This window comes from Pedobacter steynii (genome assembly GCF_900103665.1).
Taxonomy (GTDB): domain Bacteria; phylum Bacteroidota; class Bacteroidia; order Sphingobacteriales; family Sphingobacteriaceae; genus Pedobacter; species Pedobacter steynii.
Genome location: NZ_FNGY01000013.1, coordinates 163,328 through 188,724, shown reverse-complemented (window position 1 = coordinate 188,724; position 25,397 = coordinate 163,328). Strand labels below are relative to the sequence as shown.

At 41.8% G+C, this 25,397-nt stretch carries 21 protein-coding genes; 5 read left to right on the top strand and 16 right to left on the bottom strand.

Translation table 11 applies throughout. The annotated features are described in order from the left end of the window. Positions 1–141: 141 nt before the first annotated feature. Positions 142–624 carry an SRPBCC family protein gene (locus BLQ87_RS28835; RefSeq protein WP_074612361.1) on the top strand — a complete coding sequence of 161 codons (483 nt, stop codon included), beginning with the start codon at positions 142–144 and terminating at the stop codon, positions 622–624. Here the strand turns inward: BLQ87_RS28835 and BLQ87_RS28830 are convergent. The 4 genes from BLQ87_RS28830 to BLQ87_RS28815 all read right to left on the bottom strand — a co-directional run bounded on the left by BLQ87_RS28830 (position 603) and on the right by BLQ87_RS28815 (position 2,849). Further along, entirely contained in the window at positions 603–1,559 is a 957-nt protein-coding gene (locus BLQ87_RS28830; protein ID WP_074612360.1) for a tRNA modification radical SAM protein MnmL/YtqA, read from the bottom strand. The two genes, BLQ87_RS28835 and BLQ87_RS28830, sit on opposite strands and share 22 nt — an antisense overlap. 40 nt (positions 1,560–1,599) lie before the next feature. Continuing rightward, positions 1,600–1,944 (bottom strand): hypothetical protein, encoded by a 345-nt coding sequence (locus BLQ87_RS28825; protein ID WP_074612359.1) that lies wholly within the window; start codon positions 1,942–1,944, stop codon positions 1,600–1,602. A 55-nt stretch (positions 1,945–1,999) separates the two neighbouring features. Then, complete coding sequence (locus BLQ87_RS28820; RefSeq protein ID WP_074612358.1) at positions 2,000–2,542, bottom strand: hypothetical protein; 543 nt, start codon at positions 2,540–2,542, stop codon at positions 2,000–2,002. A 64-nt stretch (positions 2,543–2,606) separates the two neighbouring features. Then, positions 2,607–2,849 carry a hypothetical protein gene (locus BLQ87_RS28815; RefSeq protein WP_143010570.1) on the bottom strand — a complete coding sequence of 81 codons (243 nt, stop codon included), beginning with the start codon at positions 2,847–2,849 and terminating at the stop codon, positions 2,607–2,609. A gap of 591 nt (positions 2,850–3,440) precedes the next feature. On the opposite strand from BLQ87_RS28815, the gene BLQ87_RS28810 reads away from it, so the two are divergent. Next, positions 3,441–3,776, top strand: coding sequence for an ArsR/SmtB family transcription factor (locus tag BLQ87_RS28810; protein WP_074612356.1), 336 nt, complete (start codon positions 3,441–3,443; stop codon positions 3,774–3,776). Beyond that, the gene (locus tag BLQ87_RS28805; RefSeq protein ID WP_074612355.1) at positions 3,763–4,248 is read left to right on the top strand and encodes an SRPBCC family protein; all 486 of its coding nucleotides are present in this window, start codon (positions 3,763–3,765) and stop codon (positions 4,246–4,248) included. Before BLQ87_RS28810 ends, BLQ87_RS28805 begins: the two co-directional genes overlap by 14 nt. A gap of 66 nt (positions 4,249–4,314) precedes the next feature. Here the strand turns inward: BLQ87_RS28805 and BLQ87_RS28800 are convergent, their stop codons facing one another. The 11 genes from BLQ87_RS28800 to BLQ87_RS28745 form a co-directional block, all read right to left on the bottom strand. Next, on the bottom strand, positions 4,315–6,528 hold the full coding sequence (locus BLQ87_RS28800; RefSeq protein WP_083362107.1) for an IPT/TIG domain-containing protein: 2,214 nt from the start codon (positions 6,526–6,528) through the stop codon (positions 4,315–4,317). 3 nt (positions 6,529–6,531) lie between these two features. Continuing rightward, positions 6,532–9,786 carry a TonB-dependent receptor gene (locus tag BLQ87_RS28795; RefSeq protein ID WP_074612353.1) on the bottom strand — a complete coding sequence of 1,085 codons (3,255 nt, stop codon included), beginning with the start codon at positions 9,784–9,786 and terminating at the stop codon, positions 6,532–6,534. 22 nt (positions 9,787–9,808) lie between these two features. Further along, positions 9,809–10,801 carry a fasciclin domain-containing protein gene (locus BLQ87_RS28790; RefSeq protein ID WP_074612410.1) on the bottom strand — a complete coding sequence of 331 codons (993 nt, stop codon included), beginning with the start codon at positions 10,799–10,801 and terminating at the stop codon, positions 9,809–9,811. A gap of 36 nt (positions 10,802–10,837) precedes the next feature. Next, positions 10,838–12,073, bottom strand: coding sequence for a fasciclin domain-containing protein (locus BLQ87_RS28785; RefSeq protein WP_083362106.1), 1,236 nt, complete (start codon positions 12,071–12,073; stop codon positions 10,838–10,840). A 20-nt stretch (positions 12,074–12,093) separates the two neighbouring features. Next, the gene (locus BLQ87_RS28780) at positions 12,094–13,179 is read right to left on the bottom strand and encodes a fasciclin domain-containing protein (protein ID WP_074612351.1); all 1,086 of its coding nucleotides are present in this window, start codon (positions 13,177–13,179) and stop codon (positions 12,094–12,096) included. Between the two features lie 30 nt (positions 13,180–13,209). Next, complete coding sequence (locus tag BLQ87_RS28775) at positions 13,210–14,406, bottom strand: hypothetical protein (RefSeq protein WP_074612350.1); 1,197 nt, start codon at positions 14,404–14,406, stop codon at positions 13,210–13,212. Between the two features lie 7 nt (positions 14,407–14,413). Next, positions 14,414–16,090 (bottom strand): DUF4397 domain-containing protein, encoded by a 1,677-nt coding sequence (locus BLQ87_RS28770; protein ID WP_245723950.1) that lies wholly within the window; start codon positions 16,088–16,090, stop codon positions 14,414–14,416. Beyond that, the gene (locus BLQ87_RS28765) at positions 16,090–19,527 is read right to left on the bottom strand and encodes a TonB-dependent receptor (RefSeq protein WP_245723949.1); all 3,438 of its coding nucleotides are present in this window, start codon (positions 19,525–19,527) and stop codon (positions 16,090–16,092) included. The genes BLQ87_RS28770 and BLQ87_RS28765 overlap by 1 nt, the downstream gene beginning before the upstream one ends. Positions 19,528–19,772: 245 nt before the next feature. After that, complete coding sequence (locus tag BLQ87_RS28760; protein ID WP_074612348.1) at positions 19,773–20,804, bottom strand: FecR family protein; 1,032 nt, start codon at positions 20,802–20,804, stop codon at positions 19,773–19,775. Positions 20,805–21,070: 266 nt separating this feature from the next. Then, positions 21,071–21,667: an RNA polymerase sigma-70 factor gene (locus BLQ87_RS28750; protein WP_074612346.1), complete on the bottom strand. Its 597-nt coding sequence runs from the start codon at positions 21,665–21,667 to the stop codon at positions 21,071–21,073. A 307-nt stretch (positions 21,668–21,974) separates the two neighbouring features. Beyond that, positions 21,975–22,382 (bottom strand): hypothetical protein, encoded by a 408-nt coding sequence (locus BLQ87_RS28745; RefSeq protein ID WP_074612345.1) that lies wholly within the window; start codon positions 22,380–22,382, stop codon positions 21,975–21,977. Between the two features lie 675 nt (positions 22,383–23,057). Here BLQ87_RS28745 and BLQ87_RS28740 point away from each other — a divergent pair. Together BLQ87_RS28740 and BLQ87_RS28735 are read left to right on the top strand one after the other, a co-directional pair. Further along, complete coding sequence (locus BLQ87_RS28740) at positions 23,058–23,801, top strand: ParA family protein (protein WP_074612344.1); 744 nt, start codon at positions 23,058–23,060, stop codon at positions 23,799–23,801. 5 nt (positions 23,802–23,806) lie between these two features. Further along, positions 23,807–24,064 carry a hypothetical protein gene (locus BLQ87_RS28735; RefSeq protein ID WP_074612343.1) on the top strand — a complete coding sequence of 86 codons (258 nt, stop codon included), beginning with the start codon at positions 23,807–23,809 and terminating at the stop codon, positions 24,062–24,064. A 414-nt stretch (positions 24,065–24,478) separates the two neighbouring features. On the opposite strand, the gene BLQ87_RS28730 is transcribed toward BLQ87_RS28735, so the two are convergent. Continuing rightward, entirely contained in the window at positions 24,479–25,396 is a 918-nt protein-coding gene (locus tag BLQ87_RS28730) for a hypothetical protein (RefSeq protein ID WP_074612342.1), read from the bottom strand. Position 25,397 lies beyond the last annotated feature (1 nt).

Here is a 25,397-nt window from a genome sequence, read left to right as displayed (position 1 = left end):
ACAAGACAAAACAGACATTCATAATGAAATATTAAAAATAAACAGGGCTTAAAACTAAAAAAGAGACAAAAATCACCTGAAATTCAAAAAAATGGGAAGATAAAATCAAAAAGCAGCAAATACTGTATCTTTATAAACGTCATGAAGCCTTATCATTTAAATTTTAGTCAGCAGCTACCTATTCCCTTAACAGAAGCATGGGATTTCTTCTCATCACCATTAAATCTGGCTAAGATTACTCCCGGGGACATGGCTTTTGAAGTCACCTCAGACCCGAAACAACTGGAAAAGATGTATCCAGGGATGATCATTACCTACAAGGTATCACCTATCGCGGGAATCAAGCTCAACTGGATGACCGAAATCACCCAGGTAAAACCACAGGAATATTTTATAGATGAGCAGCGCTTCGGTCCATATCAGTTCTGGCATCACCAACACCATTTTAAAACCATTGAAGGAGGCGTGGAAATGAACGACATTTTAACCTACGGCCTGCCCATGGGAATTTTTGGAAAAATTGCCAATCATATATATGTAGCAAACAAGCTCCAACATATATTTAACTACAGAAGAAAGAAAGTAATAGAATTATTTGGCGATTATCCGGCAACAGGAACATAAGCAGATCCCTGAACCACACCTCTTTTCTCAATTTCCTTATCGATATAGGTCTGAATGGCGGATTTATTCAATCCCCAGTTCGGCGCAATCAATAAGTCCCAATCTGAAATCCCGAATAAACGCTGAATCACAATATCAGGCCTCAACAAAGGAATTAACTTGCAAAGTAAATCGGTGTATTCTTCAAGAGAGAACAATTTAAAAGGTTCTTTTTTATATTTCACACCCATGATCGATCCTTCCACAATGTGAAGGTGGTGGAATTTTACAAATTTAATCTTGGGAAATCTATTGATCTCATGGATATAGCCCAGCATCATCTCTTCGGTTTCCCATGGAAAACCAAAAATAGTATGCACACACAAATCCAGTTTAGAGTTGTCCAGCAATTTTACAGCCTCCACAAATTCACCATGACTACAGCCACGGTTGATCTGATTCAACGTATCGTCGTAGATGGATTCCATCCCCATCTCCAGATCGACATCAAAACGATCCGTATAACTTTCCAGCAAGGCCACTTTTTCTGCATCAATACAATCCGGACGGGTACCTACTGAAAAACCTACCACATCTTCTGTATTGATAGAAAGCGCTTCGTCATACATCATCTTTAAATAATGTACCGGCGCATAGGTATTGGTATTGGGTTGAAAATAAACGATAAATTTATCTGCTTTATAAAAACCTTTTCCTCTCTCCATCCCTTGCTCCAATTGTTCACGAATGGTGGGTAACTTCCGGGAAAGCTCAGGTGTAAATGAATCTACGTTACAATAAGTACATCCGCCATAGCCTTTGCTGCCATCACGGTTAGGACAAGTGAAGCCACCATCAACGATTACTTTGAATACACGCTGCCCCTTATACTTCTCTTTCAAGTGCGTTCCGTAATTATTATATCCTTTTATACCTAAATCCAGTAGAGTTCCCAATTGCTTCTAATTTTTCACAAAAGTACGGCTTTTATTTTTGTTACACTTTATAGGTAATGAACTTCTCATAGCTTTTCCCGTTTAACAGGAAAATGAAAGTCACCTCATAACCTGCAAATCCGTTCGTTCGCAGGTAAATAGAAATGGGCTCATCGAGCCTGTCTATAAATTTTTCGCAGTAATGCTCAAAATTATGATCAATAAATTTATACTGATATTGGGGGTTAAAATAATTCAGATTAACCCGTAAGGTGGGACCATTCATGACAATAAGCCGACTATAATCCGACATCGCACGCATAATGTGGCGATTTGCCCGTACCCAATTCGCCATATTTTTATTAAAATGCGGCTGATCAATTTCTACAAATTCCTGCACATCCATAACAGCGCAATATTAATAGTATTCTTAGTAAGAAGAAAAGAAATTTTACATTTCTTTATTTATCGACGCGCATTGCTTCTATCTCACTCATATACTGAGAGAAAGCTTGCAGATAACTGAGCGACAAATGTTCCGGCCGACTGATAAAAGTCTTAAAATCCTCCAGATCATTGACAGTAAAGCCCATTCTTACAAACAATTCTTTGTCCTGCTCCCAATCTTTAAGGCTCACTTTCTTCCCGCCGAGTTTCCGATACATAGACAATCCATAGGAAAAGTCCTTATACTCTGCGGTTTTCCTGAAATCACGAAAGAAGTTGACAATAGTCCGGTAGGTAGCTGGTTTTCCAGCCCTCACTTCCTGTAACATCAATACACCCAACATCGGTCCTTTCAGAAAAGCGCTATCTACGGGATCAAAATTCCCACAGCGTTTTAAGATCTCGATATCCCGCTTTAAAGCCAAATCCTGTTCTCCTGATTTATGCTTTACAAAATAAGGTTCCTGATCAAGGATCTTTTCACAATCTGCCACTTCCTGCGCGAAAACGGAAAAACCAATGAAAACCAACGCTAAAAATATCCCTGTACTTTTCATCCTTTTTTTTGCAAAGGTAGGAAACAGTATTGCAACTTGCTTGCAATGAATTCGAATACCACACTTAAAGCTCCCGGCTTCCGCCCTTATGAAGCGACAACATTTCGTTATCGATCATATTCCCCAGCGACTCCAAAGGTAATTCCCGGCAATTCGGCAAATGGTACAACAACCTCCATTCTCCTGAACTGGATTTATAGACTTCATAGAAGCAACCGCTCACTTCAACCTTAAATAAATCTACCCCATCCACCAATTGCTGGACATCGTAAATTTTTGTATTCGTTTTTATACACCATCTTTTCATTAATATCCTTGCCTGATAAAGAACATTCATTAGTCTGTTAAATGCATTCGTTACATCATACCCTCAACTATATTGAAAGTTTATTAATAATTACTATGCAAACGTAAATATAAGCGGTCAATTCTAAACTTACAATTAATAACAAATAATTTACCGCTGCTCAATAACGGAATACCTGACACTCCTGAAAGAAATATATTTGTATGTGTTTTTTTTGCCACTTCAGGACATCAGGCAACCCTGATCAATCCTGTAGAAAAGCGCAAAAAAAATCAAAAAGAAGCTTTTGTCGTATGCTGATTAGATAAACTGCAATTGCGCTTCTGTTCCATTGACCCTCAATTCACCTTCAATAGGAGGTTGATTGATCCCTGATTGATCTACAGGACCTATTGAAGGTCTTCTGACAACCATTTGAGCACCTAATGATATCATCAGGATATGAGACTCATTTCAACAGGAATGTTAAGACAAATCAGCATTAATTTTTCATCCTGTTAGCCAGGACCAGAACCTTATTTTAAATTATTTTTCAATCACTATTGCGCAATCAAATGATTGCGCTTATATTTGCAACCATATAGTTGCATAATGAAAATAAGAAGAGATGTATTCCAGGCCATAGCAGATCCAACCCGCCGGCAAATTATCGAAAGAATTGCTCAGGAAGCGATGAACCTGAACACCATAGCAGAGACCTTCAACAGCAGTCGGCAGGCGATTTCCAAACACATCCAGATCCTTACAGAATGTGGCCTGGTGGTCATCACTCAAAAAGGAAGGGAACGTTATTGTGAAGCCCAGCTTGGAAAGCTAAATGAAGTATCCGACTGGCTGGAACAATCGAAAAAACAATGGATCAACAAGTTTGAAAAACTAGATAACTATTTAAATGAAATAAAAACCAAAGACCATGGAACAAAATAAGAAAGAAAAAGAACTGCTCATCAACCATCTTTTCAATGCTTCTCCAGAATTGGTATTCAAAGCATGGACAGATCCTGAGCAATTGAAACATTGGTACGCCCCGGATGGATGTACCATTGAATTTAAATCTATTACTGTAAAAGAAGGAGGCAGTTTTCACTCCTGTATTCATGACCCCATTCATGGAGACTGCTGGATTATGGGAACCTATCAGGAAGTTGTTGTTCCTGAAAAATTAGTTTTCTCCATGGTGCTTACAAATGAAGCAGGTGATTCACTCCGGTCTGTGGAGGCAGGAAAACCGGAAGACTGGCCGGAAGAAATCCTCACCACGGTTACTTTTAAACCTGTCGGAAATCAAACATCCGTTTCTTTACATCAAACTGTCGGGGAAGCGATAGCAAAACAAACCGGCGCGTACCAGAGCTGGATCAAAATGTTTAACAAACTGGATTCAATTTTCAAAGGTTAACACCATTCACAAAAAAACCGGGCTGGCTTTCGCCAGACCCGGTACAAGGAAAATTTAAAGCATTACTTATTTAAGAAAGATCTTTCTTATTGCATTGTTATTCGTATCGATGAAATAGATATCCCCCGCTTTATCTACGATCACATCGCCAATATTACCCACTTTAGCCTCAGTTAAGCTACCATCTACCGTCCCTCCTTTTGTGAATTTGGCAAGTGTTGTTACTTCCTTCGTTTTCAAATTCACCTTTCGGATAGCGAGGTTACCGCCATCCGCAACGAGGAGGTTTCCGTCATTATCAGCAGCCATACCACTGATACTCGCAAAAGCAACTGTTCTGCCAACGCCATCTACGTGGCCATAACTTCCACCAATAACCGAAATCAGATTCTGAGTCGTCGTTAAATTATAGGTATCAATATAAAAGTTCTCATTGTTTAACTTATAGATCATATTGCCAACGATTACAGGGCGACATCCATCAGCCATAGAATTGACGTTAATCGCAGTTCTCAATCCTTCAGAATTGATTCTCCATGCTCCGTTAAAAGATCCAAGAACATACAATATGCCACGATCGTCAAATGCCAGTTTATTGATATTTCCAAAGCCTATGGCAAAATTGCTGACCTCTCCCTGCGGACTGACTTTTCTTACACTCAGGTTACCATCACTAATGAAGAGATTATCATTTGCATCGATATCCATTCCCGGATTTGCACCGAAATTAAATAAGGCTTCAGTTCCTCTTCCATTCTTGTTTCCCCGCTCTCCGGTAGGACTTCCGGCAAATAAAGTAACCACTCCCTGAGGATTGATTTTCTTGATCCTGCTCTTTTCAACTTCCAATACAAAAATATTTCCCTGACGGTCTATTGCCATACTACCTGTCCGGAAAGAAGAGATATCGAGGTCTTTGTTTCCAGGCCCTCCTGCTATGGTCAGCACTCCAGCTCTGCTAAAGACAACCGGGGAGATGGCTTCCGCACCATTATTCACTACTTTGATAAGTCCCGTGCTTAAACCTATAGGTGCCTTTACTACGATTGTGGTTTCTGTTGCACTAATCACCGATGCAGGCAATCCATTAAAGGTCACGGTATTCTGAGCCGCATTTGCATTAAAGCCTGTACCCGTAATGGTAACATGAGTTCCGGCAAGGCCATTTTCAGGACTCAGGCTATTAATTCCCAGCGACTGGTCCTTAAATTCAGGTCCCTGTACCACCTGATCATTTACAGTTACAATTACTTTTCCGTTTCCGGTATTTCCGGGAAGCATCAAAGTCAGCTTTGTTGCCGAAGCAGTAGTTACCGGAATAATATGTCCGTTAATGCTTACCTTATTTTCTTCGGGAATCAAACTGAAAGTTGTTCCGACAATCGTCATCACCGAACCACCGGGACCGCTCAGGGGAGAAACGGTCTCGATTACAGGTGGGGGAACCACTGTAAATACGGGTCCGGTTACTTTCTGTTTATTAATCGTTATAGATAATGGCCCTGTCCCTACTTCCGCAGGGGCAACCACCAATAATGATGTTCCGCTCGCTTCTTTCACCAATGCCTGCTTCCCATTAAAATCTACATAATTACCCTCGGCCAGTTCTTCAAAACCTTCACCTATAACCCTCACCTGGGTACCTTTACCCCCGGTTAGCGGACTGATACTTGCAATTGCCTGATATTTAAAGATCTGCCCCGCAGCTTCCTTCCCATCCACCTTCACTTTTACCGGTCCGGTTCCTACTGCTACCGGAACTTCTACGACTAAAAGGGTATCCGAGGCACTCACCACCACACTCGCTTTTCCATTAATCAGTACTTCTGCAGGGCCTTTCAAACTACTGAAGCCTGCTCCGGAAATCCGGATGTGCGCACCTGCAGCACCATTTGCAGGGCTAATCCGCCGCACACTTAATTCCTGATAAGTATAACGGCCAATATTCAGCGTTTCTCCGTTTACTTTCATCACAATTTCTCCTGTGCTTCCTTTTTGAGGCGCTCTTAATACCACTGCATTGGGAGTTGCACTCACGACATCCGCAGGAGTACCTGAAAATGTAGCGGAAACAGCTGAAGGATTGCTGCTAAAACCAGTTCCCTCAACGGTTACCAATGTGCCCTCATTTCCGCTGTTCGGATAGTAATCCGTCACTTTCAGCGGTTCTTTGACAATTTCGGTTTTGTCCTTTTTACAGGCGCCCAGCACCAGCAAGACCAGGCCGAAACCGAACACTCCTTTTTTCATTATATTCTTTACATGTAGCTTCATCTTCATTGCTTAAAAAGTATATCTTAAACCAAATTGCACCTGACTTCTTGAACCGTAATAATCCACACTATAGGGCTTACCCGGCGCATTAAACTGGTACAAAGGATAGCCGCCTGCATTTTGTTGCGGTGGAAATAATTCCTGCGTTAATCCAACACTGGAAGTAGAGTTGAAGGTATTGGGTGAGAAATATTGTATGCCCCAGTTTTTGCTGATGAGGTTGGTCAGGTTCATTACATCCGCCGTGAGGGTGATGAATTGTTTACTATCTTTTGTTACAAACAAATCATGAGAAAGGTGCAGGTCGGCCTGCAGGTTCCATGGTGTTCTACCTTTGTTTCTTTCTGTGATCTGCCCTCTTCTGCTGCTCAGATACTCATCACCATCTATGTAAGTATTGAAAGCATCAGCTTGCTGCTGAGCAGTAATCAACTGTCCGTTAGCATTTCTATCCTGAAAATAGCGGATACTCTCTTCTCTATTGGGAATATAAGCCAGACTCACCTGTTGTGGCAACCCCTGAATGCTGTTGTTTACAATGCCATAGGTAAACGGACTGCCAGATTGCGCACTGAAGAATAAAGAGACATTCGTTTTTCCTGCTTTATTCCATATTTTATTGTAACTGATCGTACTTACAATACGGTGTCTGATGTCGAAATTGCTATTAGCCAATACCGGATTGTTAGGCACCAGCGCCTGATTCAATTGCCAGTTCGATTCCATAGAGTTACGCACACCATTCGACAGGTCTTTAGACTGCCCGTAGGTATAAGCAACTGAAGCCTGCAACACCCCATCGATATTTTTGCTGATGCTACTGGTAAGGCTATAGCGATATCCTTTACTGGTATTACTTAACAGATAAGTATTAGAAAAGCGCTGATCTACTGTTCCGCTATAAACCGGTTGCTGACGCGCTTTATCATATCCATAATACGTAGGATTATCCTGCACATTCAGTTGTTGGAAAAGCACATCTTTAATGTTTTTGGTATAGATCGCTTCCAGACCAAATTTCCATTCAGAAGGCGTGGTAAAATCTATACCTAGGCTTGTTCTGAGTACCTGAGGCATTACAAATCCATTGTCGACAAGGTCGATCTGTGTTTTTCCGCTATTTGGGTTATTGACAACTGCGCCATTCTGCTGAATGAAATCTGCGATTCCATTTGGCCCACCTTGTAAAGGGTTACTACCCGGAACGAAAGGCTTCTGATCGGCTTTCTGATCGAAACCACCATAGCTGTCTCCGGTATTGTAAAAAGCATAAGCCAGCCAGGCCATTGGAATACGTCCGGTAAACAGACCTGCACCACCTCTAAGGATCAGGCTCTGATCGCCCATCCAGTCGTACCGAAACCCTACTCTTGGTGAAACCTGTACTTTGTTCAGAAAATTATTGGTAATTCTTTTTAAGGGCGTATAGGTATAGGTACCTCCAAAGAAAGGATCTTCCTTAGCTGTACGTGTTTTATCGCTCAGGTGTGGCATTTCCGGTAAATGCGCCATGTCTGTCCTAAGTCCCGGGATCACTTTCAGCTTATCGGAAACACGGATTTCATCCTGAAAATAAAGACTATACAGGTTTACATTAAATTTTGCACCCGGGTTATTGAGGATATCATTTCTGCTGTTATTCTGATAATTATAAGCCCCACGTACACGGTATGGATTGTTGCTCAGGTAATCATCAATACTCAGATAGTCTACCCTTCCATTCCAGGCATTCACAAAGCCATAGGTAATGTTATAAAACTCATTATGGGTACCTAAAGTTAACGTATGTTTTCCCAGGTTCCAGTTCAGATTGGCGGTTAGTTCCAGTGTTCTTTGTTTCATATCAAAGATGCTGGCCTCGCGGTCTGTTCCTAAATAAATAGTGGTACCAGGTGTACGTCCGGCAATCTGTACCTGCGGTAAACTTGGGTCACTCATTGGATCCCTGGAATCATTTACCATTGTATAACCTGCCAGTAAATTTCCGGAGAGGTTGTTACTGAACCTGCTTTTTAACTCGGCCACCGTAGAACTTTGGTTATTTTTCTGTAAAAAGGCCATGCTGCTGAACCTGAAATCCTGCTGATCACGGTCCATATGTGTGGCTTCAGAAACGATGGTATTGTTCCTGATCGCCAGCTGGTGTTTATCGTTGATGTTCCAATCCAGGCGATTGAAGAACTTACGTGATTTTGAATAGGTATTAAATTCACCCGCAGCCCCTGCATTTAAGAAATTAGCGGCACTGATCGCCTTTGCATCATCCGCACTTAAGATATGACTCGTTTCTGCCCTTCCTGCCAGCAGCTGCAAAGGATCTCTTCTACGGGTGAATTCTTCATTGGTAAAGAAGAACAGTTTGTTTTTGATGATGGGAAAACCCAAACGAAAACCTGCCTGATAATCATAGAAATCGCTATTCATCTGACCAAGCGTTCCTACTTTATCCTTGCCTGTTAAATTCGCATTCCGGCCAAAACCATAGGCAGATCCGCTAAGGGTATTTGTTCCGCTTCTGGTTACGGCATTGACTGATCCCCCGGTAAAGTTTCCGATTTTCACATCGTAGGGAGCAAGGTAGACCTGCATGTCTTCAATTGCGTCAAGAGAAACCGGGTTGGTACGGGTAGAGCTTCCGGCCATGCCTGAGGTTCCCGACTGCCCGCCTAAAGAAGGACTAAAGCCAATTGCATCGTTATTGATGGCACCATCAATCGTGACGTTGTTGTAACGGAAGTTTGTACCGCCAAAACTATTGTCCTTACTCGCCTGTGGCACCTGACGCGTAATGTCGGTAATACTCCTGGAAACCGTAGGCATATTGCGAACCTGCTCAGCGCTAATGTTTCTCCCTGTCCCATAAGTACTGGCCTGCGCTCCTCTTTTAGTCGCCTTGATGACCACTTCTCCCAATTGTTGGGTCTGGTCTGTCAGGGCAAAGTTGAGCAAAATTGCAGCACCAAGACGAATGGTAATGCCTTCTTTTTTATCCGCTTTCATACTGATCATCGCGGCTTCTATGGAATAAGGGCCACCAATGCGAAGGTTGGGTAAATAATATCGTCCTTTACCATCGGCTGAGGTTGCATATTTGGTACCAGACGGCTGATGAATCGCAATGACCGAAGCACCAGGCAAAGGTTGTCCGCCAGCATCGTAGACCGTCCCGTTCAGGGTACCGCTGGTTTCCTGTGCTGATGCAGCAAAGGGCAGCAACAGCATCAGAAGGACACTTATTTTTTTGAGTATTTTATTTAAAATCATCTCTGAAATCTTAATTTTTTAATTACTGGGTGATTTTCAACATCCCTTTAATGGTATGAAGCACGCCATTTCCTGTCAGTACGTCTTGTTTTCCTAAGGTGGTAAATGCAGTATTTCCCGTTCCTTTCAATCGAATTCCTGTAAAAGCCCCCGGAACATTCGGGTTTGGAATGAGCTGAATCTGAATAGAATTTCCATCTATCATCGTCTGATCACTCTTTGCGGTTGTTCCTGTGCTGAGGATATAATCATGTACAAAGCGACGGTCGGTAATGATGTGGTAGCGCATCAAAGCCGCAAGTGTTGCCGGATTAGCAGTATTAATTGCCTCCAGACTCGACAATCCATAAACCGTCATCGCTGCATTTTCAGGCGCGAACACCGTAAAAGGGCCTTTACTATTGAGCGTTTCGATCAATCCCGCTCTTTGAATGGCCTGATAAAACAAGCTCAGGTTCCTATCCGATGCAATGGCTTCTGTTACCAGTTCATGCGTATAAGGTTCCAGCATTTGATCCACCACCTGGATGAGTCCATTGGAAGCACCGATATTTTGTGATAAAACCTTTGAACCATTAATCGTTAGCACCGTATCCTGCTCCTTTACCCAACGCGTGACAAACAGTTTTCCTCCATTTGCAGAACGGATTTCCTGGTTAAAAAGAAAGGGCAGCTTGTTCAGTTCATAAGTTCCATTGAGAACGTGGTAATTCATAATTGCCGAGATCCTGGAAGGTTCAGCACTGAGAATTGCTACAGAGTTGGCGAATCCGGCTTTCAGAAAAGCATCATCCGAAGGAGCGATGACCGTAAAAGGCCCTTGCTCCTGCATTTTTATTTTTAGACCACTCCGGTTAAGTCCGGTATTGAATACAGACAGGTTAAAATTATCCGCAACTACAGCGCTGATTTTATTACTGTCTTTTCCGGACGATTTTTTTTCCTCCTTTTTGCAACTGAACAGGCTTACAGTTAAAGCGAGCACAGGCATCAGGATATATTTAAAGTTATTCATTGCGTTCATGTTAAATCATTCGTGGATATCCGGGAATTACAATTTGAAGCCCTTTGGCAAAAGCAACCGGTCTACGACATGAACCGGCCCCATGATCGTATTGATGTCCGCTTCGATGACACTCGCTGCCGGATAGTCCGATCCTTTTACCTTAACCTTGACCACACCACCTTCGGTATTAAAATCCAATGGCATTTTGTATTCAGGAAATGGCGTTGGATACCCTGCAGTCACCACCGTATAATCCGATAACACCGTATTATTTAAATCATTGGAATAAAAATTAGTGGCATTGGTCGTGCCCCGGCCAACATTGGGTTCATCATGAGAAAAGTAGGCTCCCCATCTGTTATACCCGACCAAAGTATCTGTTACCAATCCTCCCTTTACGGAATAGGTATCCCAATCCACATAAGGCAGGGGATTCCGGTTATTCAGTTCCATCATTTCATCTACGCTATTGTAGCCCGCCTTGCGAAAAGCATCATCAGTGATGGCAAAAACGGAATGAAAAGTAACATTGATATAACCTAAATCCATCACCTTCAATCCGTATGTAAAATCATGAAGAAAAGAACCATAGGTCAGTTCTGCGAATAAAGCATCTGTACGGGCGTTTAGCTCCAGATACATTCCGAAACGGCCATCTTCCTCCAGGACCTGCAAAATTGTCTTAGTAGGCTTGTGTAAAACACGGTTAACAGGCCAAAGCACTCCATTTTTTGCCGGAATGGCGGCAATTGATCCTGCTTTTTTACCATTTATATAAAGCTCGTTGTTGGTTAATTTCAAGTATTGAAGGTAAAAATAAGGCTCAAACAAGGCAGAGCCTGTAACGGCTGGTTTCACCTTTAGATTTGGGTTTCCCAACAGGCTTTTCCCCTGGTAATTATCGGTCCGATCTTTCACATCTTCAGGATTGAAAGCTCCTGCAAGCGTATGGTAAAGCAGGATGCTATCCAATAAAGCCGGTTCCGTACTGTTTATTTTTTCCAGCGTTAGTCCATCTGCAATGAAGGCCTCATTTGTCGGCACCAGCATTGTATAATACCCTTTGTCGCCTCTTTCCATCATGATTTCGTCCATATTACTACGCTCCCAGGCGGCCTTAAACAGGGTATAAGGAGAAGCATTCAGGACCTCTTTCAGGCTAACGGTGATTTCCGGATGTGGAACAGGCTGCCCCTCCACTTCGGGCATAAACTCTTGTTTTCTACAGGATGCCAGTGTAAAAAACAGCAGGCAAAAAGTAAGTATATGAATTGGTTTCATCTGTTTTGTCTTTAGTTTTATTATTTTTTTAAGGCCTGTTCAGGTAACAACAACACCCCTTTCACTTCATGCAGCACGCCATTATCGAACAGGTGATCCGATAGCGCCGGTACCTCTGCGCCTGCAGATCCATAAACTTCATTAGGATAAGCAGGTGCCGTTCTCAGGTTTATACCGCCTGTAATGACCTTTGTGAAAAAGTTTTTCGTGGTAAATACAAATGAATACCAGGTATCGTTATCAATCTTTTTCGCCAGAAATTCCTGACCATTATTGGTTCTGAATACTTCGAAATCCGAAAGAAAGAAATGGGTTCTGGGCAGGATATAACTTCCAAATAAGCGTGTTCCCATGTATTTCTGTGCATCCATTTCAGCGATTGAAGCTTCCGTAATACCTGCTGCCTTCAAACCTTCGTTATCCGGTGCGAATACCGTGAACGATCCTGTAGCGGCCAGCTGATCCCATAATCCGAATCTCTTCAAACCGGCGATAAAAATGCTGTATTTAGGACGGGCCAACAACCAGGTCTGGATGGTCATTTGAGGCGTGTACTTCATCACTTTATTGAGCATATGCAGGGTTCCGTTTGCCAGTGTCACATCTTTACGCGTTACGGGAGAGCCATTGAAATAAAGCTCATTAGCGGCAAAAGCTTCATTACCGGGAGCATAACCTGCCATAGAAGCGTATACTTCTGTCCCCGCCATCGTTTTATAGCGCACATCCACGCCGTTGTGAGGCATATCACTAAACAAAAGACGTCTGGTCAGGATGTGTCTTTGCACAAGAGCCTTAAGACTATCCTGGTTCATTTTGCTAAAATCTGAGGGGCGGTTAATGCCCAGTTCCCTGAATGCAGCATCATTGGGTACCAATAAAGTAAAGGGTCCATTTTCTCTCAGTTTATCCGCCAGCCCGACCTTTTCTATGGCGGCGTAAAAAAGAGTCATGTCGTAATTGTTTTTTATAAAGTCTGTCGCCAGTCTGAAGTTTTCATTTTCTTTTTCAATTTCCAGATCATTGTGCTTGCAGGAGGGAAGAACCAGCAGCAGAAATACGGGAATCAGGAGCAATGCCTGAGTTATTGATTTTCTAGTGTTCATTAGCATATTTTTAGAATCTGGTCTGCACTGTTAATAGATGGGTGGAGCATATTTTCGCTGAACTGTAGTCAGGTAAACATTACCGTTTACAATCTCTATCGTGTTCACTGTAGCAAAGGACCGCGGGTTATATTGCCCTGAATGGATGTTTACAATCATATTTGGCAACTGTGCCCCATTATCGTTTCCCTGGAGTTGTGATTTACCATCCAACATACAGTTGATCGGAGCCCAGTTCCCTTCGGTTTTCATATTGTAAGATTCATAAGGATTATTTGCAGGATCCATACCGATCGCCATGAGGTCAAAACGTTGCCAGATATTGGTATATATCCCATTTGATTTGGGGTCTGCAAACAAAGGAAAGCTATAGTATTTACTCACTTCCAGCACTTCAGAATTTCTCTTCAGTTGTCCCATGAACTTATAGGTATTGGAATATACCGGGCTCAACATCGTTTTCTCGCTTGTAAAGAGCGACTGAAAAATATTCATATTCTCCTTGATCCCATACCTCAATGAACCTGATTTCCTGTTCGCTTCTTTTGCGTCGTCATCAGATTCCTGAAAGCCTTTAGCACTCATGTTATAGAAATTCACGTAAACCAGTGAATCCGATAAAGAGAGCTTATGAAAATTTTCTTTTCTCAGGTAGACTCCGTTCTTCTTGGTCAGAAAGTTTTTCTGCAGGACATGCAGGGTATACACCTCTTTTGAATCCAGCGTAATTGTGGTATCAATGAGCACCTTTTGCTTCAACCGGGATTCCAGATTAAAAAAAGGCACATTATTTACCGGCCGGAACATGAATACAATACGGTGTGTTCCGGAAGGGATTTGCGCCCAGCTACTCAGGTCAAAACCATTCAGCACAGGACCTACCAGCACATTTGCCTTTCCCGGATATTCCGGATTTTTATAAGAAACGCTGCTGCCTACATGGGAAGGAAATGGAGGTGCATATGGCTCCCGCTGATCCAGAAAATCTCCTTTAATCCCCGCTTTAACCGGCATTCCATCTTTATCCATTTCCGGATCAATCAACATCGTCAGGAAAGGGACTTCTTCATCTTTATTCTCCAGTCCGACAACATAATTCAGGTTATTGAAGACCCTTAAATAAGCAGGGTCATCTATTTTCGCATAATCGACTTTACTGCATCCGCTGGCAAAAAGCAGCAGAACCGCAGCGCAGAACAGTATATTTTGTAATCTTAATTGTGGCATAACGCTTCTATTTACTGTGTTTCACAATGATCATTTTAGCTTTCTCGCTGGCTGCAGCTTTGGTACTGCCTACCAAGGCAATCGTATAAAAACCAGGCTCATGATTCGGCAATTCTCCCCTCACATACAGTTCAGGTTTTGCAATCAGGCTCCTGCCCGTCAACACCGGAATATCACTTGCCCATGTTCCCGGAACCACTGAAGGTGAGGAACGGAAAGCCATAATCTGGTACGCTCTTGCATCCTGATAAGGTCTGATATAAGGTGAGGTCGTTGGTGCAATACCCGGCCTTAGGTTATTTACTGCAATGGTATTAAACCCGTATACGCTGGAAAATGCCAGTGCATTATCTGTAGTCAGCGTGAGGTAAGGAACATCCGGACAAAGGTTCAGGAAACGGATACCGAAGGGAAATTCCTGTGTAAACCGTGAAGATGAGGCATCATCTCCTGCTTCTCCAACAAATGTTCCGCTCAAATCATTGGCAATTGCGCTGATCGTTGTTTTGCCGTTCGCATCGGGATGAACCCAGAAAGAGAAATTGGTATTCGCATCCAGCTGAAAGGTTTTGGCTGCCAGAACAGTACCTGAAGCATCTGTCGCTTCGATAGTATAGCCACCAACAATCAGACTTTGATAATTGGTATGCGCCGTATAATTCATAGGGCCATCCAGCATTTTACCGTTGATCAGGACCTTCATTCCTGAAGCACCGGGAACTGCATTTACCGCCTGAACTCTTCCATAAGTCAGGTTCAAAGGTTCGGAAATGTCATTCATGATACGGAACGAGTTCTGATAGCCTTTTACTGTTTCTCCGGGATTGCCACTTCTGTAGGGGATATCAAATTCCCTTGCTGCCACCACAATGGTATAAACTCCTCCTGGTGCATAAGTTTTTACCGGGGCATAGGTTAGTGTGGTACCAAAGATTGTTGAGGTTGTTGCATCCAATACATCTGGTCCGCCACCAGGAATCTGAATGCCATTTTGCGTCAGTACCTTCAATTGAGCAGTACCATAAGGAAGCTCAACGTATTCTGAATATTGTCCGGGCAGGATATTATTGGTTTTATCGCTTACTGCTGTTCCATCGGCCCAGGTCAGACTCATTGGGCCTAACAGGTCTTCCATTCCCTGATCAGGAAGAACCTTAGCAGACAGGTTTAAAATCCTGACCTTAAAATTGGCAGGGTTTGCAGGGGAAGCTACCGATCTTGGGACTTTGACAAAGGGAGGTTGTCCGGTTACCCCAAATAGCGGCGTAGGCAAGAGGTAATAATCCATGGCCTGCCCGGCATCTTCACTGATTTCCAGTTCCAGCGGATTTTTTAAAGGATTATAAATTTTGGTTTCTACCAACACCTTTGCAGCACCCTTATCCAGAAGATTTTGGGGGACATACCAGGTTGTTCCTAATCTCCCATTATCAGGAAAATAAAGTGTCCCCGGATACAGCCCTCCCTTGGGATCATTTGGTGCCCTGACCACATAATTAGTCAGGCTATCCCCATTCAGCTGCAGCTGATTATAACCTCCTAGGTTTACCAGTCTTACCGTTGAATTTTTGCGGGCATCCGTTACTTTACGATTGTCAGATTGAAAATCTGTCTTGTCCTTTTTACAGGCTACAATAGCCAGCATCAGGAAAAACAGCATATATTTTTTTAGTTCTTTCATCATTAAAACAAATTATAAGTGAATCCCATCATAAATTCGCTGCCACGCTTATAACCACGGTTCAGGTATTCGTTTCCATACCAGGTACCGCCAGTTCCAGGATTGGCATATACTGTTTTGACAGATGGGTTCAGCAGGTTTTTCATGTAACCTTTAAAAATCACGTTCTTAAAAATGCGCTGACTGAATACAAAATCAAGGACCGGAACCGGACGGGTATACAAGTCAGGCTCACCAGTCAGGTTGATTTGTACCAGACGCTCCCCTACCATATTGAATGTTCCGGTAAGACTTGTTCCAGCGCGTTTGTTGTTATAGTTCAGCCATCCGTTAAGGGAATAAGGAGACTGTTCAAACAGCGGACTGTTGCTTGGTGTATGTCTGTCCAAAGAACGGTTTGCTTCCAGGCGCTCCGGTGATTTTTTAATCTGACTTTGGGCAAGCAGCAGGTTAGTACCGATAAAGAAATTCTGTAGCGGGTCCCAGATTCTGCCCAGGTCTTTTACAATTTCCAGCTCTAATCCCCATACTTTACCAATGTTAGGATCGTTTTCAAACCTGATGGTTGGATATTCCGGATAGGTTGCTGCCAGGCCACTTGTTTGCAAACTGAATACTTTATACAATTGGTTTTGAATCCGTTTTCCGAATAGAGATACTGCAACCACCTCCCCGTTGTTCGGAAAATATTCCCAACGGAAATCCAGGTTTTGGGTGTATTGGTTGATCAGGTTTGGATTTCCTACCACCAAGCCCATCTGGAAGGCATCAAACTCAAATACGTTAGTGATCTCTCTAAGTTCAGGTCTCGCCAATGTCGTATTGTATCCCGCCCTGAAATTCATCTTATCTTTAAAGTTGTAAGTCGCGTTTAAGGAATAGTAAGGCTTATATCCTGTTTTATAAACAGAGTTAGGGCTCGTTAAAGACAATGGGATCCTTGTTCCTCCTGCTCCAGGAGCAGTTAATGCAGGATCTAAAAACACTCCCGCCGTATCTACTGCCGACTGGATATTGGTAGATTCAAAACGGACACCCCCGGTTAACCTCAGCTCTTTTGTCACTTTCAGATCGACCATAGCATAAGCAGCCTTGGTTTCAAAGAAACCGGTATAATTGTTCGGTGACTTCTGACTATTGTATAAAAACCCACCTACCGGAGCTGCTCCTTCTCCTGCCCCCGGGGCCATCGGACGGATTCCGATAATCTCCGGACTTACCAGACGGTCCAGATTTCCTTCTACTCTGTATAATGGCAATGCGCCAAGGGAAGAGAAGTTAGAGCCCGGAAGAAACAACACATTTTCAGTAAAATCACGGTCGCGGTTCAGATAATTGACCCCGGTTTTAAATTCCTGTTTTTCTCCAAAGAGTTTAAAAGGGATGTTGATGTCTGCTTTATAATTGTAATTCTTCTCATCCAGGTTTCTGTAACGTCTGCCGTTGGGTTCCGCCTGGATAATGCCATACGCACCAAATCCATTTACATAACCAGATGACAACGCATATAAATGAGCTGAGTTTACCGGGTCAATGCTTCCGTTATTAAGACCTGTTGTTGGCCTGCTGTAATAAGCATCCCCTTTTGGCATATAGTCTGCAAGGGTAATGAAACGGTAATCCGGGTCATTCTGACCTGCTCTTGAAGAAGCGACATTATAACTTAACCTTGGCGAATATTCTCCGGCCAGGAACTTATGTTCTCCCTGAAGGTTAAACGTATTGAGCTTACGGTAAGATTGCTTCAGTGAATAGATCGTACTGTGGACATCACCAGGCAATCCGCTATATTCATAGCCACCATACATATTGGTTGCCTGCGTTTCACCACCCCAGCTGCCCAGGTATTGCATGCTGATTTCATGCTGCGGGCTAAAGCGGTAAGTTAAACCCAATAAGGTTCCATAATTCAGGGTTTCTGTTCCTGTATTCTCTTTATAGGTCTGATATTTACCCATAAATAAGCTGTTTGGGGTAATATAGTTGGGAATATTCCTTGGGCTGCTCACTTGTGGGTTACCCGTTACCACCCCCTGATAAATGCTATATTGCTGGATATCTCCACCTGAAATATCTGTAGTACGGCGGTAGTAGTTTCCTCCGGCAATGACACCCAGTTTATGTTTTTTAAACAAGGTATAGCTGTTTCCGAAAGTGGCCGAATACAACTGGTTCAGGGGACTTTGTTTGTAACGCGTAGTCATTACCGGATCAAAACCCTGCATGATTCCATTGATTCTTTTGACCTCCTGCTTCATCTCCGGACTGTATCCGCTGTTGGCGATCATGCTCTGGATTTGCGGAAGTCCGCCTTTGTATTGTGTGGCAAGGTTTAAGAAATCAGCGGATAAGTTTTTCTTATTGATTTTATCACCCAGGAACCCCATATCGCTATTGAAAAAGCTATTGTGTTGTCCGCCGATTCCGATATTGGAATTGAAACCCGATTGAATGATTACATCAAAGACCATACTGTCTGGTACAGATTTCGTTTTTAGTTCTACAATTCCGGCAGCCGCATCTGCAGGCTTATCCGGGGTTACGGTTTTATAAATCGTGATGTTGTCTAAAAGCGAAGCCGGAACCAGGTCTAAAGGAATAGAACTGCGGTCCGGATCAGAGGAAGCCAGACGGACACCATTCAATTGTCCGATCACACTTCTATCTCCTAAACCACGGATGGCCACGTATTTATCATCCGTGATGGTCACCCCTGAAACTCTTTGTAAGGCCTGAGTGGTGGTAATACTTCCGGTACGCTCAATCTGAACTGCTGAAATCGCATCCTGTACAACGGCCGACTTTTTACGTTCGTCCAGTACGGCAACTTCAGTATTTGTTTTACGTCTGGCCTGAACGGTCACCTCACTAAGCTGAGTAGAGGAAGCAATAAGATTGATGTTCAACTCTTTTGTCGCCGCATCCACTTTAATTTCCCTGCTTTGGTATCCCATATAAGAAACCACCAAAATTCCGCCGCCTTCGGGAACCGAGATTTTGAATTTACCGTTCACATCTGTAGATGCAGCAGTATTCGTCCCTTTCAGTTTTACGCTTACGCCAATGAGGGTTTCTTTGGTTTTCACATCGCTGACCGTTCCGGTAATGACGATAGGAACAGGTTTGCTATCAATTACGACATAACCTTCCACCAGTTTATATTGTAAACCGGTATTGGCAAGTAGCTTATTGATGGCTTCTCTGACGCTGATCTGTGCAGCAACAAGCGTAACATTCTTCTTTTCCCTTTGCATAGATTGCTCTCTCAGAGAAAACCGGATGTTTCCTACCTTCCCGATTGCAGACAATCCCTGTGCGATGGTCACATTTTCTAACCGCAGGCTTATTTTATGATCAAGATCCTGACTCTTTACATTACTGGCCATCAGGACACTTATAAAAGTAAGCTGGGCCGCAATGAGGATAAAAGAGCATTTCATAATAAATCGAATTGAAGGATATAGTTTTAATCCTTTTTGCATATTTTTGAACATTACTGGTTTATTCGCTGCGAGGCGATGATCTGTTAAAATTCCGTAGCTGTTTACAGTTACGGGTTGCTTTAAACCGTTAGGACGTCGAAATCATACGGTTTATGGGCATTAAATTCGTTCCCTGCCCTTCCAGGCGGGGAATGTTTGTTTGTAGACAACCTTACATAGCTTTCCTTTCCTGATTTGTAGTATTAATTAATGGAGACATTCCGAGAGGTGATGTGATATTTAAAATGGCCTGTTGCTGCCAGTATCTTCATGATTTTATTGAGCGGAACATCGGCCTGCAATACAACTGAAATTTTTTCCTTTGCTTTTCCTTTGTTATCAAAACTGATTTCCACATTGTACCAGCGTTCCAGTTCTGTTGCGATCTCTTTGAGGGATTCATTGTGAAACACCAGACGGGCAGCTTTCCATCCATTGATTTCATCGATTTCTGTATTTGCAGTTTTAATCATCCCCTGATCGTAGGTTACTTTTTGTCCGGGAGTCAGAATGGCCAATGATTTACTCGTCTCGTTTAGATATTCATCCACTCTTACTTTTCCCGTGGCCACTGCTATGGTTAGCGGACGGTTTTTGAAAGCATCAATTTTAAAGGAAGTTCCGAGTACTCTGGTCTGCACTTTTCCGGTATGGACAATAAAAGGTTTCTTTGGATCTTTTGTCACTTCAAAAAAAGCTTCACCTTCCAGTGCGATCTCACGGGAGTTTGCTTCAAACTGTTCAGGAAAAGTGATTCTGCTTCCCGCTCCCAGATAAACGGCAGAGCTGTCTGGCAATACAATCCTTGAGCGTTGGCCGCGGGGATTTAGAACCTCACGCATGGCGATCTGCTCCGCTACCGGAGTTTTTTTATATTGTAGAATTCCATAAGTACCCAGGCCAAGGAAGATGACCGCCATTACAGCAGCATAGCGCAAATAGGTCCTCTGTTTTATAACGCGCACTGTACTTTCTTCTTCTCCCTTTTGATGAGAACGCCGCGCCTCTTCCCCTTCCAGGTTTCGATAAAACTGTTGCAGCTTTTCCTGCAGGTGTGGCTGATCTGTATTTTCCTCTGCCTCCAGCCCTGTCCAGTTTTCTGACAGCAGCTCATCAAAAATTTGTTGTGTACCTGGAACCAACATCAATCTCTTTACTTCCTTCATCTCTTCAGGGCTGCAATTTTGATTGAGGTATTTTCTAATCAGGGTTTTATCTTTATGCTCTGGCTCCATTCTTATTGTCCTTCATATTGCAAAACACAATTATTGAAGAACACCACCTATGGGAAATGAAAAAAATAACATTTATTCTTATTTTGAAAATAGCATTGAACAAAGCCTGTGAAAATCAGCATCATTCCTACTGTATTGTTTCGGATAGCATTCGTAATCACCACGCTTTTTTTCAGAATTTAAGACAAATACAGATGCCACTTCGGTATATTCCTCCGCCTTTTCAATTATGGGTTCAAAAAATGGAGCGAAAGAAAAAAGATAAATTAACCCAATAGTAAGCTAATCAATAACACCAGCGTAAAGTCTGCATGTTCTTTCAGCTGCTTGCGAAAAAAGCTCAAAGAAGCAACCATATAATTTTCTACAGTATTAACAGACAAGTCCATATTTCTGGCAATTTCCGAATAGGTCATATTCTCTTCTCTGCTCATTTCATAAACTTTTCTCCGTTGAGGACTCAATAGATTTAACTGCTGACGGTAAACTTGTTCCAGTTCTTTACTGTCCAGTTCATGATCAGCAGATCTTGAAGTATGATTTAAATCTTCGGAGATCAATTCCAGGGACACTGTATTTAATATCTTTTTGCGGTAGTGGTTATAGATGGCATTCTTTACGGAACGATAAAGGTAGGCTTTGAGGTTATCTTCAACCTTTACTTCTCCCTTTGTTTTCCAGAGTCCGAGCATGACATCCATGGTGAGTTCTTCGGCTATACCCGCTTCTTTTACATTTTTTAAGGCATAGCCATAAAGTGGGTCATAATAACGCTTAAAAAGAACATTATAGGCGGAAGTATTCCCCTGACTATATTTTTCTAATAAAATTTTATCCCCTAATGATGTAATTGATTTTGACATGCTTGTATCAAAGAAACTCTTTGAGGCAAAAATAGGAGCTGAAATCCGTGGGTATATTAAGGAAACATTAACTTATAAAGAAGTGCTCGTAACAACAATAGGAGAATAAACTGAAAAATAGTGAAAAGAAGAATCCTCCTTTAAAACTTCCGTTATTACAATTGGATTGAAAGAAGGAAATTAATTAACCGTCTGGTTCTTGTTGACAAAAACCGGACGGCCCCTTTTTTCAACAGGAGCCATCCGGTTGGTCTGCTAAATAAGAAAGCAAGACCATATGGAGAAAAAAAAAATATTCAGATAAAGTCTAATTTGTTACATTAACGCCCATGTTGGCAAAAATGGTGGGACCAAAATCAGTTTCTCCAACAAGGTAAATAAACTGCTGACCGGTTGCTCCAAAGTCGGCTCCGCTAAGTGTAATAGAAGTTTTGCCGTTGACAGGTGCCGAAGCATAAAATTCCAATCGCGGGTTCCCCATTACCACCCACCTGAGTTCTGTTGCATTACCAAACATTACGTTTGCAGTATACTCATAAGGACCACCAGTCAGACTAACATTACGGGGTCCGGTCATGTTAAGCAATACCTTGCTTTTTTTAACTAAGTTTTTGGATGTAGTTTTTCTTTTTGAACCAGTATCATTATTCGCATTAACACTTAATGAACCAATCAAAAGAAATAGCGATAAGGATAAAATTACTGTCTTTTTCATTGTTTTTAATATTTAAGGGTTGATTAATAATTATTAACACACAATTTAGTTAAAATTACCATAATAAAACAAATAGATACAAAAACATCACCTATTAGAAAAATAAAGACATTTTACCTCATTAAATCATCGCTAACAGACATCTTATCCGGGCTCGTTAGACTATTTTGACGGGAAAAAACTGGTGTAATGTTCATCATCCTCAACTGCAAACAAATAAATGAAATTGTTTTCCCTAAAGGAACAGAGTCAAGACAGAAAAAAAACAGCCATAACTCACTAAAAATGAGCGATAAACAATAAAAACACAAATCAAAACAGACAGGCATATACAAATCCAGGGGCGAAATAGCTTTTTTAAAAAGACCACATGACACCAAAATACATTGATATATCTACATCCAGATATCTATACATAAATGAATCTAAAAAAATCAAACATAAAGATATAGAGACATCAATATATAAACATACTTAAGATACATAAACATATTTATATATTGACACACAGACATCCTATAGCACCGCGGAATACCGCCTTAACGCATAGATATAGCAATTTTAAATCGCTATATATTAATTACATATAGAATATATCCAGATATACTGAGTCAAAGAAACATCCATATCAATATATCTTAGTATCATTGTGTTCTTGTATAAAGATATATTGATATGAAGATTATTGCTATAATAAACCATAAAGGTGGTACAGGGAAAACAACCTCCACCCTAAATATTGGCGCTGGATTAGCGCGTATAAAGAAGAAAACCTTACTGGTTGATATTGACCCTCAGTCAAACCTAACGGAGGGCTTAGGATTCAGGGATGTGAAAGTTTCGATTTATGACAGCATAAAAGACGACGTAGCACTTCCAATAGCATCCGTTTCGGAATACCTGGACATCATCCCCTCTTCTCTTGATTTATTAGGGGCAGAAATTGAATTGGTTTCCAGGCTTGGAAGAGAAACCATCCTTAAAAGATTGCTAAAAAGCGTGGAAGGAAAGTATGACTATGTATTAATTGATTGCGCACCTGCTTTAGGAATGCTAACCGTTAACGCATTAGTAGCAGCCGACACCGTAATGATTCCTTTAGAAGCTGAATATTTTGCTTACCGGGGGATTGACCGTTTGATTTCCATCATCTCTGACGTCAGGACACATTACAATGAAAACCTGACCATTGGCGGGGTATTTATTACTAAAATCAATCCAAGACGTGTCATTACAGAACAAATCACAGAAAGTATCAAAAAATACTTCAGTGATAAACTATTCCAGACTTCAATCAGAGTCAACGTAGCACTGGTAGAAGCGCAGTTGAAAGGCGTGGATGTATTTGAATACGCGCCTATATCAAATGCAGCAGTCGATTATGCAAATCTGACTGATGAAATTGTAGAAAAAATATAAAGATTATGGCAAAAAAGAACTTAGGTGATATAGAGGATAACAACAAGAATTTAGGTGGCGTATCTGCCCTATTCAATTCTCCTTCAAAAGAGATCCTTACCAAAGCCGGCAAACCGGAAGCAGTTGCTGAAGAGGAAACTGTGACTTACCCCCTGAGACTTAAAAAGAGCTCATTAAAAGCTTTAAAAATACTCGCGGCACAAAGGGGGGTTACGGTAAAGGAATTGATTCTTTCTGTAGTAGACAAAGCTTACGACCTGTAAATCTGACCATCAAGAACGCTGATGTATAGAGATCAATATATCTATACATCAGCGTTCTTACATAAAAAAACCCCGAAACTGTGGTTTCCGAGGTTTTAATATTGAGAGAGCATTAGGGATCGATTTTGTTATCAGAATCGTCTGGGGGGATATATAGATTGACTCTAATTTCTTTTTATGGTAATGTTAATATGTATCTAAACTAAATCATTGCATCCGCTGATTTGATAGAACAAATATAACAGAAGATTCGCTGGATAAATATTTCAGCCTATTTCAACGAATGAATGAAAGCGCGGAGGAGATTCCTAAACAGAGAACTGGAGGAAATTCAAAAACAAAGAAATCATAAAACAAAACCCCGAAAAATGTAATTTCCGGGGTTTCAGTATTGACAATATAAAAGTCAGTAAATTATGGGCAGGTTAAAGGATAAGCTGGCCCTGTACCATTATACCTTGATAATGCACGTGCATCTGAATAATTCTCCGGATCCGGCTTGGTTGGAAACTGAAGGAAGATATCGTTAACTTCAAGTTTTTCCCAGGCGCCGAGCTCCGCATTCCAAACGGAATTTCCTTCTACTGCAGCGTCAAAACGGATATTAAATGCCCATGGATTTTTGAAAGAAACAAATTCATCCTTAAGGATGGAGTTTTCTGTTCCTACAGGAGAAATTGTCCTGTTCTTTTCCGTAAGGAAGTCCAGATACCCAGGATTAATCCAGCAGAAAGAAATGATGCCCATCACGATAGCACCAAATCCAAGAAAGGATTCATCACCACCGGCACCGAGATCATCCTCAATATTATTCACCATCGCAGCAGTATAATCTGCCTTATTCAGGCTAAAAGTTTTGTAATTTGTTGCCATGATTTCTTCCACATTTGCATGGGAACAAGGAACAGCACCTCCGGTATCGGTCACTTCGTATCCATTGCCGAACAAAGAGGTGAAAAGTGAATAATAAGCAGCCAGTGCCGCTGGTCTCTCGGCCGGAGCAGGAGCAGCCGGAATTTTGATCACAAAAAGATCAGCCCCTCCCAACCAGCCATTATTAGAATTGGGATCATAAGGAGAATAAACAGATACCGGTGTTGGAGGTAGGTCTTTATGCTTCTCTACATTTTTAATGATAAATACATTTGCTCTCCAATTCAGCTTTTGCTCTCTTGGAAGAAAGCCTTTAAACACTTCATTGTCAAGGATGTTTGTCCATTTAACATTGGGTACACTGATAAATTCTTTCAAAAATTCATCATCTTTCCAGCCACGGGCGATGCTTTGTAAATAGGCTGTACGGAAAGCCATTAATTCAGAGGTTAAATTCATT

Coding starts and splice junctions, on each gene's coding strand:
- BLQ87_RS28770 (WP_245723950.1), bottom strand. CDS start 16,090: ATGATGAAAGAACTAAAAAAATATATGCTGTTTTTCCTGATGCTGGCT.
- BLQ87_RS28825 (WP_074612359.1), bottom strand. CDS start 1,944: ATGGATGTGCAGGAATTTGTAGAAATTGATCAGCCGCATTTTAATAAA.
- BLQ87_RS28775 (WP_074612350.1), bottom strand. CDS start 14,406: ATGCCACAATTAAGATTACAAAATATACTGTTCTGCGCTGCGGTTCTG.
- BLQ87_RS28765 (WP_245723949.1), bottom strand. CDS start 19,527: ATGAAATGCTCTTTTATCCTCATTGCGGCCCAGCTTACTTTTATAAGT.
- BLQ87_RS28740 (WP_074612344.1), top strand. CDS start 23,058: ATGAAGATTATTGCTATAATAAACCATAAAGGTGGTACAGGGAAAACA.
- BLQ87_RS28745 (WP_074612345.1), bottom strand. CDS start 22,382: ATGAAAAAGACAGTAATTTTATCCTTATCGCTATTTCTTTTGATTGGT.
- BLQ87_RS28800 (WP_083362107.1), bottom strand. CDS start 6,528: ATGAAGATGAAGCTACATGTAAAGAATATAATGAAAAAAGGAGTGTTC.
- BLQ87_RS28735 (WP_074612343.1), top strand. CDS start 23,807: ATGGCAAAAAAGAACTTAGGTGATATAGAGGATAACAACAAGAATTTA.
- BLQ87_RS28835 (WP_074612361.1), top strand. CDS start 142: ATGAAGCCTTATCATTTAAATTTTAGTCAGCAGCTACCTATTCCCTTA.
- BLQ87_RS28785 (WP_083362106.1), bottom strand. CDS start 12,073: ATGAAACCAATTCATATACTTACTTTTTGCCTGCTGTTTTTTACACTG.
- BLQ87_RS28805 (WP_074612355.1), top strand. CDS start 3,763: ATGGAACAAAATAAGAAAGAAAAAGAACTGCTCATCAACCATCTTTTC.
- BLQ87_RS28760 (WP_074612348.1), bottom strand. CDS start 20,804: ATGGAGCCAGAGCATAAAGATAAAACCCTGATTAGAAAATACCTCAAT.
- BLQ87_RS28795 (WP_074612353.1), bottom strand. CDS start 9,786: ATGATTTTAAATAAAATACTCAAAAAAATAAGTGTCCTTCTGATGCTG.
- BLQ87_RS28750 (WP_074612346.1), bottom strand. CDS start 21,667: ATGTCAAAATCAATTACATCATTAGGGGATAAAATTTTATTAGAAAAA.
- BLQ87_RS28730 (WP_074612342.1), bottom strand. CDS start 25,396: ATGAATTTAACCTCTGAATTAATGGCTTTCCGTACAGCCTATTTACAA.
- BLQ87_RS28780 (WP_074612351.1), bottom strand. CDS start 13,179: ATGAACACTAGAAAATCAATAACTCAGGCATTGCTCCTGATTCCCGTA.
- BLQ87_RS28815 (WP_143010570.1), bottom strand. CDS start 2,849: ATGAAAAGATGGTGTATAAAAACGAATACAAAAATTTACGATGTCCAG.
- BLQ87_RS28810 (WP_074612356.1), top strand. CDS start 3,441: ATGAAAATAAGAAGAGATGTATTCCAGGCCATAGCAGATCCAACCCGC.
- BLQ87_RS28790 (WP_074612410.1), bottom strand. CDS start 10,801: ATGAATAACTTTAAATATATCCTGATGCCTGTGCTCGCTTTAACTGTA.
- BLQ87_RS28820 (WP_074612358.1), bottom strand. CDS start 2,542: ATGAAAAGTACAGGGATATTTTTAGCGTTGGTTTTCATTGGTTTTTCC.